Annotated in this window: 18 protein-coding genes; 12 read left to right on the top strand and 6 right to left on the bottom strand. The window is 39.6% G+C overall.

Annotated elements, in window-relative coordinates:
- Positions 1 to 66: 66 nt before the first annotated feature.
- Entirely contained in the window at positions 67 to 1,416 is a 1,350-nt protein-coding gene (locus NXS00_RS20230; protein ID WP_258101092.1) for an alpha-amylase family glycosyl hydrolase, read from the top strand.
- Between the two features lies 1 nt (position 1,417).
- On the opposite strand, the gene NXS00_RS20225 is transcribed toward NXS00_RS20230, so the two are convergent.
- Positions 1,418 to 2,014, bottom strand: a complete 597-nt coding sequence (locus NXS00_RS20225; protein ID WP_258101091.1) for a CPBP family intramembrane glutamic endopeptidase — start codon at positions 2,012 to 2,014, stop codon at positions 1,418 to 1,420.
- Between the two features lie 285 nt (positions 2,015 to 2,299).
- The gene (locus NXS00_RS20220) at positions 2,300 to 3,013 is read right to left on the bottom strand and encodes a hypothetical protein (protein WP_258101090.1); all 714 of its coding nucleotides are present in this window, start codon (positions 3,011 to 3,013) and stop codon (positions 2,300 to 2,302) included.
- A gap of 175 nt (positions 3,014 to 3,188) precedes the next feature.
- Here NXS00_RS20220 and NXS00_RS20215 point away from each other — a divergent pair, with 175 nt between their 5' ends.
- Positions 3,189 to 4,241, top strand: a complete 1,053-nt coding sequence (locus NXS00_RS20215; protein WP_258101089.1) for a DUF4407 domain-containing protein — start codon at positions 3,189 to 3,191, stop codon at positions 4,239 to 4,241.
- A gap of 10 nt (positions 4,242 to 4,251) precedes the next feature.
- On the opposite strand, the gene NXS00_RS20210 is transcribed toward NXS00_RS20215, so the two are convergent.
- The gene (locus tag NXS00_RS20210) at positions 4,252 to 4,545 is read right to left on the bottom strand and encodes a hypothetical protein (RefSeq protein ID WP_258101088.1); all 294 of its coding nucleotides are present in this window, start codon (positions 4,543 to 4,545) and stop codon (positions 4,252 to 4,254) included.
- A 245-nt stretch (positions 4,546 to 4,790) separates the two neighbouring features.
- Here NXS00_RS20210 and NXS00_RS20205 point away from each other — a divergent pair, with 245 nt between their 5' ends.
- The 9 genes from NXS00_RS20205 (at position 4,791) to NXS00_RS20165 (ending at position 14,374) form a co-directional block, all read left to right on the top strand.
- Positions 4,791 to 5,213: a DUF2147 domain-containing protein gene (locus tag NXS00_RS20205; RefSeq protein ID WP_258101087.1), complete on the top strand. Its 423-nt coding sequence runs from the start codon at positions 4,791 to 4,793 to the stop codon at positions 5,211 to 5,213.
- 3 nt (positions 5,214 to 5,216) lie between these two features.
- Complete coding sequence (locus NXS00_RS20200; RefSeq protein WP_258101086.1) at positions 5,217 to 5,990, top strand: hypothetical protein; 774 nt, start codon at positions 5,217 to 5,219, stop codon at positions 5,988 to 5,990.
- Positions 5,991 to 6,051: 61 nt separating this feature from the next.
- Entirely contained in the window at positions 6,052 to 7,377 is a 1,326-nt protein-coding gene (locus NXS00_RS20195) for a TolC family protein (RefSeq protein ID WP_258101085.1), read from the top strand.
- Between the two features lie 10 nt (positions 7,378 to 7,387).
- Entirely contained in the window at positions 7,388 to 8,443 is a 1,056-nt protein-coding gene (locus NXS00_RS20190; protein ID WP_258101084.1) for an efflux RND transporter periplasmic adaptor subunit, read from the top strand.
- A gap of 6 nt (positions 8,444 to 8,449) precedes the next feature.
- Positions 8,450 to 11,554, top strand: a complete 3,105-nt coding sequence (locus NXS00_RS20185) for an efflux RND transporter permease subunit (protein ID WP_258101083.1) — start codon at positions 8,450 to 8,452, stop codon at positions 11,552 to 11,554.
- Positions 11,551 to 12,447, top strand: coding sequence for a DUF6268 family outer membrane beta-barrel protein (locus NXS00_RS20180; RefSeq protein ID WP_258101082.1), 897 nt, complete (start codon positions 11,551 to 11,553; stop codon positions 12,445 to 12,447). The genes NXS00_RS20185 and NXS00_RS20180 overlap by 4 nt, the downstream gene beginning before the upstream one ends.
- Positions 12,448 to 12,540: 93 nt before the next feature.
- Entirely contained in the window at positions 12,541 to 13,608 is a 1,068-nt protein-coding gene (locus tag NXS00_RS20175) for a sensor histidine kinase (protein WP_258101081.1), read from the top strand.
- Positions 13,605 to 13,778, top strand: coding sequence for a response regulator (locus tag NXS00_RS20170; RefSeq protein WP_258101080.1), 174 nt, complete (start codon positions 13,605 to 13,607; stop codon positions 13,776 to 13,778). Before NXS00_RS20175 ends, NXS00_RS20170 begins: the two co-directional genes overlap by 4 nt.
- A gap of 32 nt (positions 13,779 to 13,810) precedes the next feature.
- Positions 13,811 to 14,374, top strand: a complete 564-nt coding sequence (locus NXS00_RS20165) for a LytR/AlgR family response regulator transcription factor (protein WP_258101079.1) — start codon at positions 13,811 to 13,813, stop codon at positions 14,372 to 14,374.
- A gap of 17 nt (positions 14,375 to 14,391) precedes the next feature.
- Here the strand turns inward: NXS00_RS20165 and NXS00_RS20160 are convergent, their stop codons facing one another.
- The gene (locus tag NXS00_RS20160) at positions 14,392 to 14,943 is read right to left on the bottom strand and encodes a GNAT family N-acetyltransferase (protein WP_258101078.1); all 552 of its coding nucleotides are present in this window, start codon (positions 14,941 to 14,943) and stop codon (positions 14,392 to 14,394) included.
- 133 nt (positions 14,944 to 15,076) lie between these two features.
- Here NXS00_RS20160 and NXS00_RS20155 point away from each other — a divergent pair, with 133 nt between their 5' ends.
- A complete protein-coding gene (locus tag NXS00_RS20155) occupies positions 15,077 to 16,555 on the top strand; it encodes a TlpA family protein disulfide reductase (RefSeq protein ID WP_258101077.1) in 1,479 nt (492 codons plus the stop codon).
- A 184-nt stretch (positions 16,556 to 16,739) separates the two neighbouring features.
- Here NXS00_RS20155 and NXS00_RS20150 read toward each other — a convergent pair whose 3' ends face one another.
- A complete protein-coding gene (locus NXS00_RS20150; RefSeq protein ID WP_258101076.1) occupies positions 16,740 to 17,954 on the bottom strand; it encodes a hypothetical protein in 1,215 nt (404 codons plus the stop codon).
- Between the two features lie 158 nt (positions 17,955 to 18,112).
- The gene (locus tag NXS00_RS20145) at positions 18,113 to 18,697 is read right to left on the bottom strand and encodes a hypothetical protein (protein ID WP_258101075.1); all 585 of its coding nucleotides are present in this window, start codon (positions 18,695 to 18,697) and stop codon (positions 18,113 to 18,115) included.
- Positions 18,698 to 18,763 lie beyond the last annotated feature (66 nt).

Genomic DNA, 18,763 nt, shown 5'->3' with positions numbered 1-18,763 from the left:
ACCTTGGGAGTTGGATATGAATGGTGTCCGCTCTCAGGGTGTTTTACATAAAAACGAAACAACCCTATGAGATACCTTTTTCTTCTTTTGATCACCATATTAACCTCTTGTCAGGATGATGGATTGACTCCACCAAAACCTTCTGGATCGGGAGCTACAGTCATTGTAGAATCATTCACAAACATTCCATCCATGGAGGAAATGGTAGTATATCAGGTGAATATGCGTGCTATGAGTACGGTAGGGACATTCAAAGGTGTACAAGGTAGATTGGATAATATTGAAGAAATGGGAGCTAATGTCATCTGGCTGATGCCCATCTTTCCTGTTGGGATAGAGAAAGGGATTAATTCACCTTATGCTCCAAAAGATTATGTAGCTGTAGGCTCAGAATATGGGACTTTGGATGATTTGATACGTCTGGTCAATGACGCTCACAGCAGAGACATTGCTGTTATTTTAGATTGGGTTGGTAATCATACTTCCTGGGATCATGATTGGGTAACCAATCACCCTGACTGGTATGCAAAAGATAGCAATGGAAACATGATTCCACCTCCAGGAACCAACTGGACAGATGTAGTGGAGTTAGACTTTACCAATGCTGATTTGCGAGCTGAAATGATTAGCTCCATGCAGTTTTGGTTGGATGATGCAGGAATCGACGGGTTTCGGTGCGATGCTGCAGACTTTTTACCAACTAGTTTCTGGACTCAGGCTTTGAATGAGTTGAATGCATCTTCCGATAAAGATTTGATCTGGCTGGCTGAAGGTGGTGAGACTTCCAATTTTACAGCTGGGTTCGAAATGAACTATGCCTGGAATTTCAATTCAGCCATCCGCAACGTGTTTTCAGAAGGAAGCTCTGCATTGAGTATCATCAATACCCACAATCAGGAATATGCAAGTATTCCATCTGGAGGAGAAAAGTTGCGCTACATCACCAACCATGACGTTTATGCGTGGGAGAGTAGTGTGGTGGATGATTTTGGCACTCAAGGATCATTAACCGCTTTTGTGATCACAGCTTATTTAGGTGGTGTTCCGCTAATTTATGATGGTCAGGAAGTTGCCAGACCAAACACGATTAATTTCTTGATCAATGACCCGATCGATTGGTCACAGAATGCCAGTATTTATAATGGTTATGCAGAAGTGATGTCAGCAAGAAAAGAATTGTCAGCTGTTCAAAATGGAGATATGACCTCTTACAGTACAACGGATGTTGTCATCTTTACACGATCTAATTCTCAACAAGAAGTGTTGGTCATAGCGAACGTTAGAGCTAATCAAGAAGGAATAACTATTCCGACTGAAGTAGCAGGTGATTGGACATCAGCGATATCCAATGAAAGTGTGAATTTGTCTGGAGAATTGACTCTAGACTCTTATGAATACCTGATTTTGAAGCGATAAATCATACCAAATAGAAAATGCAATAGATCATGCCCAGGTTAAAACCAGCATGGCAAAGAACAGCTCCGAGTATCGAACCGGAGCTTTTTTTCATTTGGAAGAAAGCGATACTTACCAGAAACATTCCGATTACCCATAGAAGTGTTGGTACAAAGTAGAAATTCCAATTGCCATTGATAAATACCAATCCAAAGTGGGCGATGTGAGTAAATGCAAAAGCTAGACTGTCTACAATGGATGCTTTTTGATCACCAATAGATTTGGCAAAACTTCCATGAACAACACCCCTAAAGAAAAGTTCTTCTCCAATTGGGCTGAATATCATTCCTGTGATCGCCATGACCAGGAACAGAGTGATTTTATCTGAAGCTGAAATGACCTCTGGAATATTGTAGGACTTACCAATGTATGCATACCAGTTTTGAAAAGAATCCTCATACAACAACTTGCCAATCACATGTAAGAACAAGCTCAAAGCAATCCCGATGATAAAGGCAGCGATGAGCATGCCATATGCATTCGATTTGATTAACCCTATTTGGGCTCTCCCTGCTTTGCTTAAAAATATAAAAGGAACTAGGGCTGATATGATCATCATGGCCCCTATGAAACCATAGTTACTGGTTTGGTTGGCTTGTAAGACCAATAAAAACCTGGGAATGCATAAAGCAAGGATTAAGAATAGCCCAAATTTCCAGTTGAGCTGAAAAAAATTACGCCAAAATGGGCGTAATGAAGAATCAATCATGGCAGTGATCGCTTTTAAAACGCATTCAATATAGCGGTTTTAATTAACAGCTCACAGTACAAAATTTGATAATGTCGAGTTGAAAGGCTTTAAAACAAAAACAGTGAGCTTTTGGGCTCACTGTTTTCTAATTTCTTAATCACAAAGTTTATCATAAAACAGCACGTGTTCTGAGAAGTTGCTCCACCAGAAACGCTCTCCAGAATAAGCTTCTTCAAAGTCTGGACAGTCAGTATACAGTTCAGTTAGAGCGGTATCATTGTAATTCTTTTTCTTAAAGATCTCTGCCCTTTCGCCATCTTTCACTACCAAATAAGAGGTGTCATCTCCACCATCCTGAATCGAAAAACCAGAGACTTCTATTTGAGCAGATTCGCCAGCGTTAGGATTGATGTAAACTTTGATTTTGCTATCGAAACCAGGGTTTAATAACTGCATCAGAGCATATTTGTCTTTCTTAGGAAGTAGTGCCTGATCAAAAATGATCCACTCGCGATTCATGATTTTTTTGAAATCCTGATCCATTAATCGTGGCATATTGGGTGCAGACATGGCACTGGTTCTATTCATGAAGTTGGTTGCTTTTACACCTACCACTTTCACTTCAGCAGCTTTGAATTTGTATTTGTTGCCATCATCATCTTTGATATTGAGTGAACGGATTTGTCCGCCCATCATTAAAGAGCCGGTCATTCTTCCTCGTACGGTATCACCATCTAGAGTGACGGCAAAAACCTCCCTGGCAGTAGCGATCAAGTCATCATCGACTGGAGGCATGAAGTATTGTGAAGGCTGAGCATAAGCAAATGATGCCATGCAAATTGTCAAAAGCGTAAAAATCGATTTCATAAGGTGGATTTTGTTCTAGAGTTTAGATTTTATGATTGTTTGAGATTAAAGTAAATCGGAAATTTTGAGATTCAAACAGTGCTCAGTTACATTATTCGACGAAATTATGTTCGACAGCGATTTGTGTTACTTTTTTTCTAAACAACATCTTTTAACACTCCTCGTTCATAGATTCATGAACAGGTTAAAAGAATTTTTTTGGTTATGCTCAGGTGCTAACCGTCAGATCCTCTCCAATACGCCATCCGAGTCGAGTAAATATGTGGGCATCGGTGCTACAGTTTTCTTTACTGGAATATTTGCAGCGTTAGCTGGAGGGTACGCATTGTATACTGTTTTTGATAGCTATGTGGCCGCTGCTGTTTTCGGAATTCTTTGGGGCTTGATGATCTTTAACCTGGATCGATTTATTGTCTCTAGTATGCGAAAAAATGGAGAGCCAAGACAAGAGTTTTTACAAGTAGCGCCACGATTGGTACTTGCCTTAGTGATATCCATTGTGATTGCGAAACCATTGGAGTTGAAGATATTTGAGAAGGAAGTGAATAGTGAAATAACCTCTATGATTCAGGAAGATTTGGCTTTCAAAGAGATGGTTGTAAAAGAGCGCTTTGTTGAATCTAGAAATAGATTAAATGCAGAAATCGGTAAGCTAAAGCAAGAAATAGATCTAAAGACAGAAAGCAGAAATGAGCTTCGTAGAATCGCTAGAGAAGAGGCTGATGGAACGGGTGGGACAGGCAAAAGAAACCCTGGACCGATCTACCGAATCAAGAAAGAGGATGCCGATCGAGTAGAGCAAGAATTACAAGAATTGATTGCGTCTACTTCTCCAATCATCGCTGAGAAAGAGTTGGCTATTCAAGACTTGAATGCGAGAGAACAAGCAGAATTGACAGCAATAGAAGAAGGTCAGCTCACAGGATTGGCGTCTAGAATGGAGGCATTGGATCGATTGACCACCAAGAGTTCAGCGATCAATCTGGCTAGTTGGTTTATCATGTTGTTATTTCTTGTGGTTGAGACGTCACCGATTTTTGTAAAGCTCGTTTCTCAGCGCGGACCATATGATTATGTACTCAAATCGGAAGAGTACGGATTTGAAGCATTCCACTATGAAGACATGGCTAAGATCAATTCTGAAATCAAGAAACGTTCTTCTAAACTCACTCGAGAAGAGGTGGAGTATGTTAATGAACGGTTACAGTTGGGGTTGGATAGGAGTTAATTATAGTCATTCAATTATTGTCAGCTGGGTATAACGTGATAACATGGTTAGTAGAATCTAATCGAATATATTCTTCCAATCCCTCTTGTTGGATTGTATTCTGAATGAATAAATACTGCTGAGTAAAGTTCTCCTGACAGCTTTCACTCATTGTTGCCAAAACTATCGGTGGGACATTGAAATATGCATTTCCGACTTGTAGAATTGCTGAGCAGATTAACATTATTACAACAACCCCAAAGAGTTGCCATTTGTCAGAAATAGTTGTTGAAGTCTTCTTTTGTAATCCAGTAGCTGAATTCATTCAAATTAATTGTAGCGTTCTTAATTGAATTCAAATCTGGCTCTCTTCCTTATATGTTAAAAGCACTAATTCCTTGAAGCGGACAAATCAACACTTGAAGTGATTCTATAGGTCAAGTCGTTGAGTCTGTTCTTCTAGCTGTGTCCGCTTCACCTTGCTTTGTGCCTGCTTCGCCTGATTTGTTCTTCCTGCAGGCCTCTGATTTCTCGTATTTCGCTGTAGTAAAAACAATGATCAATCGACATATGAGAAACTTTTTGATACTTACGTTAGGAACAGCAGCCTTTCTATTTGGCGCTAAACCACAGAATGACATACGGGGAATATGGCTTACTGAAAAAGGCCAGATGAAGGTGGAGATATACAATGCAGGGACATCCCAAAGAGGAAAAATTGTATGGATGGATGAGCCAACAGACAGTCGTGGAGCGCTGAAACGTGATGAGAACAATCCTGATAAGAAGTTAAGAGAACGAACGCTAATGGGAATGGATATTTTGGAAGGACTCCAGTTTAGAAATGGACAATGGGAAGGTAGTCTCTATGCGGCTAAACGAGGTGTGACTACAGATGTAACCATTCAGAAAACTAAAGAGGATGAGTTGTTAATTACCGTATCCTATAGGGGATTTACAAGGCAGCAAACCTGGAAGCGCTCATCGCTTTAAACCATGAAAAAGGCTCTGGGAATAGTGTTACTTCTGTTGGCGATAAAATCAAATGCTCAAACCACTATCTGGAACAGGCAGCCATTTGAAGAGGCCACGAGAGCAATTGCTGCTTTGGAAAATAGACCATTGGTGATCGATAGTTTGAAAAAGGTGTATGCTAGCAAATGGGTGCTCAGTTTTACATTTGGTCAGCGGTTTATAACCAAAAATAATAAAGCATCAGAACCAGATTATGTAACCACTGCAGACCTCACCAAAAATACTACTTGCTATGGTTTTGGAGTAGGGCACTTTCTTAGATCAAACTGGATGCTTGGAGTTGAATTTGATTTTTTACCTATTACAAAGGTGCAACATGTGAACAATCTTTCTATCAATTCTGGATCCATTAATGTGGATGCTGCAGGAAGTGGAGGTGCTATGTTCAACCTGGGTCTTGTCACAAAACATTATGTACCCTTAGGAGAATTTACAAGAGGATACCTAGGCTTAAAAGGAGGGATCATTAAAGCTGGAGCAGGCGGAGGGTATGGTGGCTTTAGTTCGAGTCAGGGGCAATACAAGGACTTGAAAGTTTTGGTTAGAAATTATGGATACGGAAATCTAACATTGGGTATGTCGATGAGACTATCACCAGTAGCAATGTTTGGTTTGAATGCGGGATACATGCATACTACACGGTCTTCCAATATTGGAGGAATTGAATCTCCTGGCGGCATTACAGCTTCCATGTCTTTACAAATCATTATTGGCGGAGAAAAAGGTCTATACTGAGTGCAAATACTGCTAGAAAGATCATTTAGTCTTCGCGAAAACGCTGAATAATATAATTTTTATGAGATTATTGACGACTTGCATGGCATGGATGTGGCTTTTTAGTCTTCATGCGCAAGAAACCTATTCATTGGCTGAGTGTATTGAATATACACTGAAGAATCATCCCTCAATGGGAGTTTATGAAAACAATGAGCGTATTGCAAGAGCGCAAACTACGCAGAGTATTGCTGGCTACTTACCACAGATAAATGGATCGGCCAATTTCACTGATAATTTGAAACTCCAGACCACCGTATTACCAGCGGGAATCTTTGGGCCTCAACCAGCAGAAGTTCAATTTGGAACCCAATACAATACGGTGGTAGGAGTGGATTTTAGCCAAACCATCTACGATCAATCAAAGATCATCGGGATTAAAGCAGGCAAGCCGTATGAGGCAATGACTCAATTGCAGCAAGAGCTAAACAAGGAATCCTTGATGTACAACACGGCAATTGCCTATTTTCAGGTGCTCATTTTGAGGGAGCAGCGTTCTATTTTGGAGTCCAACCAAAACAAGTTTGAAGAGCTTGTAGCAACCTTATCTACCCAACAAAAACAAGGTGTGATCATGAATAAAGAAGTCGATCGCGTAAAGGTTAGTTTGAATACTACCAATTACCAGTTGGAAGATGTAGTTCGTAAGGAGCAGTTGGCATTAAACTCCTTAAAGAATACCATGGGAATGTCACTGGACCACCCTTTGACTATTCGTGAAGACCTGGACTATGAGTCGTTTTCAAGTTTCCCAATGAATAATGAGCTAGCATTAGAGTATCTAACATCGTTTAAGATAAACGAACAACAGGTTGCTCTACAGGAGATCAATGTGAAGATGCAGCGGGCGAAGTATCTACCTTCACTGAATTTTGTCGGAAAATATGCCTACCAATCTCTAAACAATGACTTTAGTCAGGCTTTCACTGATTGGAACAACTTTTCGTACATAGGTCTTGGTCTCAAAGTACCCATATTTAGTGGCTTAGGTCGCTATAGCAAATTGCATGAGGAGCAATTGATTCTCGAGAATGATCGAAGCAACTTTCTATTGAATCAACGAAACATGCAGCTCAATTTTGAAAATGCGTCTGTCTCAGTTGGTACGGCCTATACATCTTTTAAGAGCAATTGGGACAACCTTCATCTGGCTGAAGAACTACTGGAAGTAACAGAATACCAATACAAACAAGGTGCTGTTGGATTAACTGATTTTCTCAATGACGATACGGCTTATAAAAATGCTCAAAGCAACTATATCAACAGCTTGTACAATTTGATGATCAGTCAACTGAATTATCAAAAAGCACAAGGCACATTAACGGAATTCATCGATACTCTAAAGTAACGTATTAAACATGAAAAAATATATCATTTCTGCGGTGGTCATCGTCCTCTTGATGGTGGCTACAACGATCAAGCTTATTGGAAACAAAAGAGAACTGGATGAGGCGAAGGTGCCTGTGGATCGCACCAAAATACCAGTTGCAGTAAAAGTTGCAACTGTAGAGAAATCCAAATTATCAATTGCTGTAAACTATCCGGCAGTGGTTCAACCAATCGAGGATGCCAGGGTTTTTACACAAGCCAGTGGTATGGTGGAGCAACTTTACATTGAGTTGGGTACTCGGGTTAAAGAAGGTCAGGTTATTGGACAATTGGATGCTGATATGCTAAGAATCAATTTAAGAGATGCACAATTAGCTTTCGGTAAGTCGCTCGATGATTACAATCGAGTAAAAGACCTCTATGATCACAATGCTGCATCAAAAGTGGATATGCTCAATGCTAAATACAGTCATGATAAGATAGATAATCAAATCAGATTGTTGGAAAAACAGATTGAGAACACTTCAATCAAAGCACCAATCAGTGGAGTAGTACATGCCAAAATGGTGAAGGAAGGCGAATTTGTTAATCCGGGTACTCCAATTGCCTTTATCTCTAATGTGTTTACACTTAAGGCTACGGTTTATGTTAACCAGGAACTGGTATATCAATTGACAGAAGGAGATCTGGCGAAAATCACTACACCTATATTGCCAGAAAAGGTATTCGAAGGTAAAATTGAATTCATCAGTCCAGTGGCAGATGCACATCACAACTACCAGGTCGACTTGCTTCTAGAAACTAGCGACCATCGATTAAGAGGAGGGTCAGATGTGCAAGTTTCTTTTCAGACTTATTCTGCTGAGGAGGTACTTCAAATACCAATGTCGGCGCTAGTTACTGATGCCGAAGAGCCCTATGTTTTTCTTGTTGAAGGAGGAACGGTTGTAATGAGAACTGTGGAAACCGGTCTGGTAAAAGGTGACGATGTGGAGATCATAAAGGGTTTGTCTGAAGGCGATCACATTGTGACAACTGGTCAGATCAACTTGAGAGAGGGAAGTATTGTAAACATAATCGACTAACCTGCCATGTCATTAACTGAAATTTCGATTAATCGACCATTACTGATCTGTACAGTATTTGTAGGGTTGATCTTGTTTGGGATCATTGGATATACCAATCTAAATTATAACCTGCTTCCCTCTTTTGATACAGGCAATCTAAGTGTTCAAACGGTTCTTCCTGGTGCATCTCCTCAGGAGATTGAAAGTAAGGTTACTAAGCCGATAGAAGAGGTGATCAGTACAGTGGAGGGAATTGATATCATGACTTCCAGCTCTTTACAAAACGTCTCGGTGATACAACTAATGCTGAAGTCAGGAGTGGATGATAAAGCTGCTCAACAAGATGTGGAGCGAAAGATCGCACAGATCAAATCAACACTTCCAGTTGATATACAAGAGTCTGTTGTCAATCGGTTTAGTACGGATGATTTTGCAATACTTAATATCTCTGTGACTGGTACCATTTCAGATCAGGAACTTTATGAGTTGATAGATAAAGAGGTAAAACCCAATCTAAGCAATGTGATGGGAGTTGGCGATATCAATGTAATAGGTGGTCAACAGCGAGAAGTGAAAGTGTTGTTGAAAAATGATAGGCTACAAGCTTATAAACTTTCACCAAAGCAAGTCTATCAAGTCGTGGCGGGCAATACTGCTTCTGTTCCTGGTGGTAACGTCGTTAATGATCAGCAAAACCTATCCATTACAATGGATGCAGATTATTCCAGTGTTGCATTGCTTAAGGGCCTGGTCATTCGTGATAATGGCATGGGCAGTCGAATCATGTTAACCGACGTGGCGACGATAAGTGATACTCAGGAAAAGATCACTACACTCAATAGAATCAACGGAAAATCGGCTATTGGTTTGCAGGTGTTTAAAACAGGTGACGCCAATGCTGTGGAGGTTAGTAAATCAGTGAAGGAGCGGTTGGTAGAGCTTAAAAACCAGCATCAGGATATTGGATTAGACTATGTGGTGGCATTGGATCAATCCACCTATACCTTGCATTCAGCGGATGCAGTGATGGAAGATTTGTTTCTTGCCATCTTGATTGTAGGTGTGGTGATGCTGTTATTTCTTCATAGCCTACGAAGTTCTGTCTTTGTATTAATTGCCATTCCATCGGCCATGATCCCCACGTTTATTGCTATGAGCCTGTTAGGCTTTTCACTGAACCTGATGACTTTGCTTGCATTGTCACTAGTTGTTGGAATTTTGGTGGATGATAGCATTGTGGTGTTAGAAAACATCTTCCGACATCTGGAAATGGGCAAAGACAAGCGTACTGCTTCATTGGAAGGGAGAAATGAGATAGGATTCACAGCAGTTGCCATCACTTTGGTGGATGTGGTAGTGTTCTTCCCTATGGCCTTTGCTGGTGGACTGATTGGTAATGTATTAAAAGAGTTTGCCCTTGTGGTAGTTATCTCTACTATGATGAGTTTGTTGGTGGCGTTTACGCTCACTCCAATGATGGCTTCCCGATTTGTAAAATTGGAGCATCTCACTAAATCATCTTTCTGGGGTCGGATGATGCTGGGATTTGAAGGCGGAATTAATCAAATGAAGGCTGTTTATGGGCGGTTGTTGCATTGGACCCTTTATCATAAGCGATATTTTTTCATATTGGTGGTATTACTTATGATAGGGTCCCTTGCTTTGATTCCAACGGGTTTTATTGGAGCCTCTTTTGCAGGAAATGGAGACCGGGGAGAATTGACCATTCAGTTGGAAACAGCCACTGAAACTCCCATCAGAGAAACAAATCTCATCGTACGAGAAGCGGAGCAAAGAATTCTCGCCTTTCCAGAGGTAAAAACGGTTTATACACTTGTTGGAACACAAACGGGGGCGAAGGGAAAAACCGAGAACATTGCTGAGCTATCCATCGCGATGATTGATAAAAATGATCGGGAAATTTCTGCGGATGCGTTTGGGGTGTTGGCTAGAAATGAAATAGAGAAAATTCCTGGAGTGCAGGTTACGGTTATCCCAACAGGAATCACAGGTAATGTGAATTCACCAATTCAAATCGTCATCTCAGGGACCAACAAGGATGATGTCTATCAATCAGCTAGTAAAGTCAAAAGTATTGTAGAAAAAACCGCAGGATCAGATTATGTACGATTCAGCACTAAAGGAACCACTAGCCAGGTGGAAGTATCTCCAGACCGAGACAAAATTGCCTTACTTGGCCTTTCACTGACAGATGTGGCTCAGTCCATTCAGTTGGCATTTAATGGGAATGATAACATCGACTTTATGGATGGTGATGATTCATATAACGTTCGGGTAGAGTTAGACCCTGCAGACAAACAAAGCATCGAAGATATCAAACAGCTTGCAGTGATCAATCGCAATGGTCAATTGATCCAATTGGGGCAAGTCGCTAAAGTTAAAGAAGTCACTGGTCAGTACATCATTCAGCGTACCAACAGGCAAAGTTCTGTTTCAGTTACTTCATCTGTAGTGGGAAGACCATCTGGCGATGTGGTGAAGGATATTCAGAATGAGGTTGATGCATTGGACCTGCCAACGGGTGTTGTAGTGGATTTTCAGGGTGAAGCCAAAAACCAGCGTGAGTCTTTTCAAAGTCTGGCTTATTCATTGATTATCGCACTGGTATTAGTTTATATGGTCATGGTGAGTTTGTATGAGAGTTTGGTATATCCTTTTGTGGTCATCTTTTCCGTGCCGGTAGCGATTATTGGAGCCCTTTTGGCCTTGGCACTTACTATGAATCAGTTGACGATCTTCAGCATCATTGGGATGATCATGTTGCTTGGTTTAGTTACCAAGAATGGTATTTTGATTGTCGACTTTGCAAATGAACTGAAGGCCAAAGGTATGCCTGTTGTGGAGGCATTAGTTGAAGCTGGACGTGAACGATTAAGACCAATTTTGATGACCACCTTTTCTATGGTTTTAGGGATGATTCCTTTGGCCATTTCGCATAGTGCTGGATCGGAATTTAAGAATGGAATGGCCTGGGTCTTGATTGGCGGGATGACCAGCTCATTTTTACTTACGTTGTTTTTGGTCCCATCCGTTTATTTGGTGATGGAGAATCTCATTGAACGATTTGGTCTAAAATCCAAACAATCACCTCAACTGCAGGAGTCATGAGTAAACTCAACTTAATAGCCATGCTGCTACTGATGTCGTGCTCGAGCATAGCTGCGCAGGAATTAAAACTTGCTGGGATAGAATATGCCAATTATCCGAAAGTTAACTTGAAAGATGATGCCGATGGATTTGAGGCCTCGTTTCATGAATTTGGAGGATTTGTAGGGGCGCCAATTGTGCTGATGGATAAGCAGCTTATTCTTGTCAACGGTCTGAGTTATGGAATGGTGAAGAGTACTTTAGAGAATCCTCAGCTAGGTATAGAATCAATTCAAACGTATCATCGGATTTCATATTCCATGGTGAGTATAATAAAAGTAACTGAACAATGGATGTTGATGACTCGACTTGCGCCAACACTGGCTTCTGACTTTGACCAACCATTAAGTGAAGATGATTTTATGATGTTGGGGTCCGTTATAGCGAGCAAAACATTAAATGAAGGAGTCAGAATTGGAGGGGGAGTGGTTTATACAACAAGACTTGGAAGGCCGCTTTTGTTACCCATGTTTCAGTACGCATATAAGAAGGATAAGCACCATTTTAGCATGTTTCTACCCGCATTTATTCATTACAGTTACGTGGTTGGAAAGGACGCTCATTGGACTTTAGGAATGAAAGTGACACCAAATGGAGCCAATTTCAATGCTTATCAGGATACGTTTGCTCAGATAGAAGTAGATAAGTTGAATTATGTTCGGGTTAATATTGGTCCTGAGATTACCTATCGTTTAACTGAAATGTTGCGGTTGGAACTCGCAGGAGGGTTGAGTACAAAGCGGATGTATAAGTATTTTGATAATCAAGGTGATGGCTATAATTATAATTCCAATAGTGGAGGTTTTTTTAAAGTAGGACTTACTGTAGTCCCACCTGATATGGGTAAGAAATAGAAGAGACTTAACCGAGTGGTTAAGCTAGTTAGAAGGCGGTTTCAATCCCGACAGCTCGTCTGTCGGGGTTAATTTGTAAATTTCACTTATTAAATGATCAACTGGTTCATGAGCCTGGATTCCACATCAAAGAAGTTACTCTATAAAGCACTCTATACCTCACCATTGATGGCGGTACCAAGTATCTCACCGATATTGGTGAGATTTGAGATTCCGTTAGACATTTTTTTGTTTGCATTTGTCACACAGAGCTTCCTGGTGTTCCTTATTTGGGCAATCAATATTTGGATCATTCCAAGGTCTTTGGCACGATTAAATGAGCGGCAACTCGTGCTTTGGCGCTATGTGGTAAGTTACGCCTGTGCGCTGTTTATTTTCATCATCGTCCGTGAAGTGATGATCTCCTGGATAGAAAGTGATTCATCACCAATTGAAGTTGTTAACCTTCCAAGTAAGGACCGCCCGATTCCTTATTATATGATCGTTCTGAGTTTCTCCATCAATTCAGTAATCTTGATTATTATGGACCTGGTGACTATTCAGGAAAAGAAGGCCATTGCTGATCTGGAAAACTCGCAATTGAAACTCAAAAATGCCGAGATCATCAATATGGAGCTCAAGCAACAATTGCATCCGCACTTTCTCTTCAATGCGTTGAATATGTTGAAGAATCTTATTCGAAAGGAACCAAACCTTGCAGAAGATTATCTGATTCGACTGTCCAATTTCCTTCGAGTTTCTATATCTGCTTCCAAGTCTAATACAGTATTACTCCAGGATGAATTGAATTTGTGTATTGACTATATGGAAATGCAGAAAACGAGATTTGGAAACACTTTGGATTATGCTATACATATTCCTGAAGAGGTAGTGTCTGCAGGTTTTGTGCCTATTTTTTCTATTCAATTATTGCTCGAAAATGTGATCAAACACAATGCGATGTATAAAGATGCACCGCTTCAAATTCAGGTGGTATATGATCAGAAGGAGCATCGTGTACAAGTAACAAATAACATTCAAAAGCGTGAAACGATGGAAGACTCCACAGGTATGGGATTGGATAATTTAGCGGAGCGCTATCAACTCATTTCCGGGGATTCTATCAAGATCGAGTCTGATGAGAAGGTGTTTTCAGTTAGCATAAAAGTTCTTTCCAAATGAAAGTAGTGATCATAGAAGACGAGCCATTAACAGCCGAGGATTTGAGTAGTGCAATCCTGGAAGTGGATGCCTCTATAGAAGTAGTCGCGATGTTGGAATCGGTGTTGGAATCCGTGAGCTATTTTGAAGAAAATGAAGCTCCCGATCTAATTTTAGTGACATTCAGTTGAGTGATGGTTTGAGCTTTGAGCTCTTCAAAAAAGTGAAGATAGACGCTCCAGTGATTTTCTGTACGGCATATGATGAGTATGCTATTCAGGCTTTCAAGGCAAATGGAATTGACTACATCATGAAGCCTTTTAGTCGTCAGACGGTAGCAGAGGCTTTGAAGAAATTTGAAGAACTGAAAAATCGCTTTTCTAGTAGTCCAAGGTTTTCTTACGATACCATTTTAGACTTATTGGGAAAGAAAGAGAAAAGTACACAAGCATCTGTTTTGGTGTACTACAAGGATGAGATCTTTCCTGTGAAGATGCATGATGTGGCCATGTTTTACATTCACAATGAAGTTACACATCTCAAGACTTTGAAAGGAGAAGATTATTTGTTGGATGACAACCTGGATAAGCTTGATCAGGTAACTGGCAGTGAGTTTTACAGAATCAACCGTCAATACCTGGTTAATCGTCAGGCCATCAAATCCGCATCTCGCTTTTTCGCTCGTAAACTGATTGTGAGTTTGACCATCAATCACAAAGAATCGATCATTGTGAGTAAGGCCAAAGCTACTTCATTTTTAAGTTGGTTGGAGGGGAGTGGAGTTTAACATAGAACCAAAACTTACTAACCTAATTCTTTCCACATCTCATAGGCATCACCAAATAAGTTGTTTCCAAGGTCAATATGAATGAGTTTTCTTTTTTGGTATCCACAGCTTTCATAGAGAGGTACTCCACTTAGTGTAGCAACCAGCTCCAGTGATTTGAATTCCTTGGATTTAGCTTCTTCTTCACAAATGCGAAGTAGTTCCCGGCCAATTCCTCTCCGTGTAAAATCTGGGTGTACAAAGAAGGCTCTTATCCTTGCAGGATCTACTTTTGGATTAAGTTCCGCAGGTTCGCCTGCAGTTTTCATGGTGCTGTCATTGCCAAAAAGCAGATTGCGTTTGCTCCAGCCACCACAACCGACTATTTGATCTGTATCTGTTGTAGCTACCCAATAGGTCTCATCCTTGATGAGTTGCGGGTCTACTGTCCAGATATTCCCAACAGATGCCTGCACAATATGTTTTTCATAAAACTGACCATTGATTACATCAGAAGAAAGGCTGATTAAATCAGCTAGCACTGGAGCATCCGATAATATTGCTTTACGGTAGGAAAGGGCTTGACTCATTATAATTTTAAAGTAGCACTTTCTAATAATTGTACAAAGGTTTAATCGGGGATATTTTCTTAAGGAAGTAATTCGTGTATGAGTATATTAAAGAGGTATTGGTTATATTAGTTAATTAACTCTAAAGCCAATAATGAAAAATACATTTGCTCTTCTCACATTAAGTTTAGTATTTCTATACTCCTGTATACCTTCTGGTGATAGCGCAGAGGTGACAATCATTAATGGGCAATTTCTAGGAGATTTTCCTGATAGCATTGCTTATACTGTTCCAATTGATGGGGCTTGTAGTTTCAAATTTTCTGAATATGTGCCGATAGATCCGTCAGGGAGTTTTCAAGTCAATGTAACCATCCAAAAGCCTGCATTTATTAAAATATTTAGCAGAGGAGTAGGAGGTACTGTTATTGCTGAGCCAGGAAAAACATATGATGTAAAGCTGATTAAGGATGCAGAGCTAGACTTCATAGTACAGGAACCATATTCCTCAGTTCATGAGGCTTATGAGAATTTAGCCCCACCAAGTCATATTCAAAGAGCTGCTAGTAAGTTTGATGGAGATACGACTGTTGAGCTTGTTGCTAAAGCAATTGAGGATTCTAGAATAAAAGAATTAGCTGTATTTCTGGAACTTAAGGAGAACGGGGATATCTCCGAAGATGTTTATAGTTTAATAGAGCTTGATAGAAACGTGTTTTACTCATCCATTAAGGCTACTAAGAGCTTGCTCAAGTTTTATGAAAACTCTGGGAGCGAGGATGATTTGTTTACAACTGGTTGGAAGCAAATGTGGCAAGATGTTTGGCAGGAACAAAACCCCAACCAATCTGACTTGAAAAGTTCAAGCTGGTACTATGATCTGGTAGATAATTATGTTGAATATAAGACATATGAATCTTACAATTTTGATTTAAGTAAATTTAGAGAGGATCAAATTCGAGATAGTGTCCACACCCAAGTTGTTAGAAAGTCAACCGAATACTTAAATAATGGAGCATTGGAATTTTACCAGGCGGCTTACTTATACTATGCAGCTATTCATGTGGATTACGAGAAAGAGTTGATTGGCTTGTACCAAAATTTTATAAGTCAATATCCTACAAGTGAATATACTAAGCATGTTGAGCCGCTCATTTCTCCTGTTATTGCATATCATGAAAAATTGGCTCAACCTATGGGTGATGGGATAGCATTCGTTGATGATTTTGAAAATATCAATTCGCTCAACGAGCTAATAAGCCATTTTGCTGGACAAAAGGTTTATGTAGATGTGTGGGCTACATGGTGTGGGCCTTGCAAAGAAGAGTTTAATCATAAAAAAGAACTCAGTGCACTATTGAGTAAATATGGTATTGAGAGCTTGTACATATCAATCGACACTCCCAGTAAAGAAAGGCAATGGAAAGAAATGATTAAATTCTATGAATTGAAAGGAAAGCATATCAGAACCAATGAAGCTTTAAGCAAGGATGTTCGTGATTTATTTGATGATGGTGGCTCGATTATCATTCCCTGGTATTTGCTATTTGATGAAGAAGGTCATTTAGTCAAGAAGTTTGCGAGTAGGCCATCTGAGTTGGATAGTCTTGAAAATGAGATTGTGGTTATGTGAATAATAATTAGAGTCAGGCGTGTGTTTCGTCCCTTAATGAATCTATTTCAAATCAATAGAACGGCTAAATAAGTCAGCAGCTAGTGCCGGATTATTAAAGTAAAATACAGTTTTCCCATGGTCATTACAATAGAGCTTATTTATAATGAAGTTATCTAATTGCATCAATTAGAAACTAATTGCTCTATTCTGATTTTGGGTAGAATCGGGCCAAAGCAGCTGTTTCTTCATAATCTAAATTATAAACCGAGCCTATTTGATAGATGCTGCCATTGTGTTCAAAGAAATTACTCATGTTTCCAAACGCCTTAGCAGTAACAGACCATTCTTTAGTTAGCGTGTTAAACTTATAATCTACCAGATGATGGGAAATATATAGGTCATTACCGATTACAAAAGAGTTCACATCAATGGTGTTGTAATCAGGGATATCTTCTCCGGGGTATTGAAATTGCTCTATAAAATCTCCAGTCACTGCATCAACTTTAGCTAAATACCCGTTTCGTGTTACTCCTAAGTAAAGCTCATCATTGATTACCTGCGCAATTGGTGCTCCAGATTCTATATTATTAATGAAAATAATATTCCATTTCTTAGCTAATGGATCATACTGATAGACATATCCACTTCCGCTATAGATATAGGCTGTATTATTGTAAGTATAAGCGGTTTGAAACTGTCTCCTAAACATTCCATAGCCCTCAATAGTGTCAGTATTAGCCGTCCATTGCTCATTTTCCCATATATAGGTAATATATTCTGAAGTACAGCTGGATGTGTTACCATTTACTTCTCTGATACAGTTTCCTATATAGCCATTGTTACCAAGTTGAAAGCCAACCCACCTGTTGGTTTCAATTGGTAAGTTCTCGGATTCTCTTAAAGCAAATGATGACATATCAAGAGCATACATTTTATATGAGGCATCATAGTTGAGACCAGGAAGATAGGTCGTGTTATTGATGACTAAGGGAACAATACCCTCAAGGTTAGGAGCAATTCCGAATGATTTTTCTATTCGCCAATAATCTCCGTTAGGCGCAGTTGACAAGTATATAGGGTCGATAGCAATCGGCTCACCTTGCCGAGAGGTAATACTGGTTCCAATGGATAAAAAATGGGGTTCAGAGATGTTAAAAGTATGAGTTAACCTTATGGTAAAATCATCTATTGTCTCAATTTCTCCTAGTTCTTCGTCTGGATTCGTCGTGTAGAAAACTGCATCTTCTGCGGTTAGGCTTCTGTTAAAAGTTATTGTGGAAGTAATGGTGATGGCTCCAATACTACTCTGTATTTCTTGATCAATGTTTTGCAAAGTAAGTGCTGGGATTTCCGAATCTTCCTTACAACTGGTTAAATAAATAAGTGAAGAAATGGTCAATAAAGAAAGCAGTCTCATTAATGGCATTTTAGTAGAATTTAGCTGGTTAAAGAATGTTAGGGTAAATATAGTTCAGTTGCAGACAATAATGTTAAGATAAGCCTGAGTCTATGATCATGGATTGTTAATCGATTCTATGTTTTACACCTGCATATTAGGTCAACTACTTTAACCGTTTACTTCTTCCTTTTTGGTGGCTTACAAGATTTGCAATAGTCTTCCAAAAGGTATATTTCTTCCAGGACTTTTTGACGTTCCAGGGCTAAAAGCTCTTGCTCTAAACCCACATTGGTTAATTTAGAAACTCTGGCATTCTCAGCTTGTAGCTCTTGTTGCAATTTGTTGAATATTGGTTGAAAGAATGAAGCACTTGAAAATGCACCTTTTTGTTCATATAACTCTTTTCTGAATTTTCGAGCATATAACTCGGTTAGATCAAAGTGATATTGGCCATAATGAACCATTTTAAGTACAGTAGAGCTATCAGGGGCCACTATGACTGATGCGTCTTGGTAAAAATTAACGGATACTTTTGAATTGAAGTTTTTTGTGAACATGAATTCATAGTTACTCATTTGAAAGCCGAATTCCATGTTTGCACCACTCGCTATACTGTATGATTTTAAGTCACTGTTAATCTCTGTTTCTTTAGATCCAAAGTCTTGAAGTGAAAGCTCATATTTTGGGTTCCACTCCACAATAGTTTGGCCAAATGAGACCAACGGCAGAAGAAAGAATGAACATAGTACTAGTCTAATCATCACATATAAAGTTTGCATACAATAATAGATAATTCATTGAAAGAGGATTCTATCAACGCTTTATTA

Origin of the sequence: Marinoscillum pacificum, from assembly GCF_024714495.1 — a bacterium.
GTDB lineage: Bacteria > Bacteroidota > Bacteroidia > Cytophagales > Cyclobacteriaceae > Marinoscillum > Marinoscillum pacificum.
Note: the sequence above shows the minus strand (reverse complement) of the source record. Positions and strands in the feature narration are given on the sequence as shown.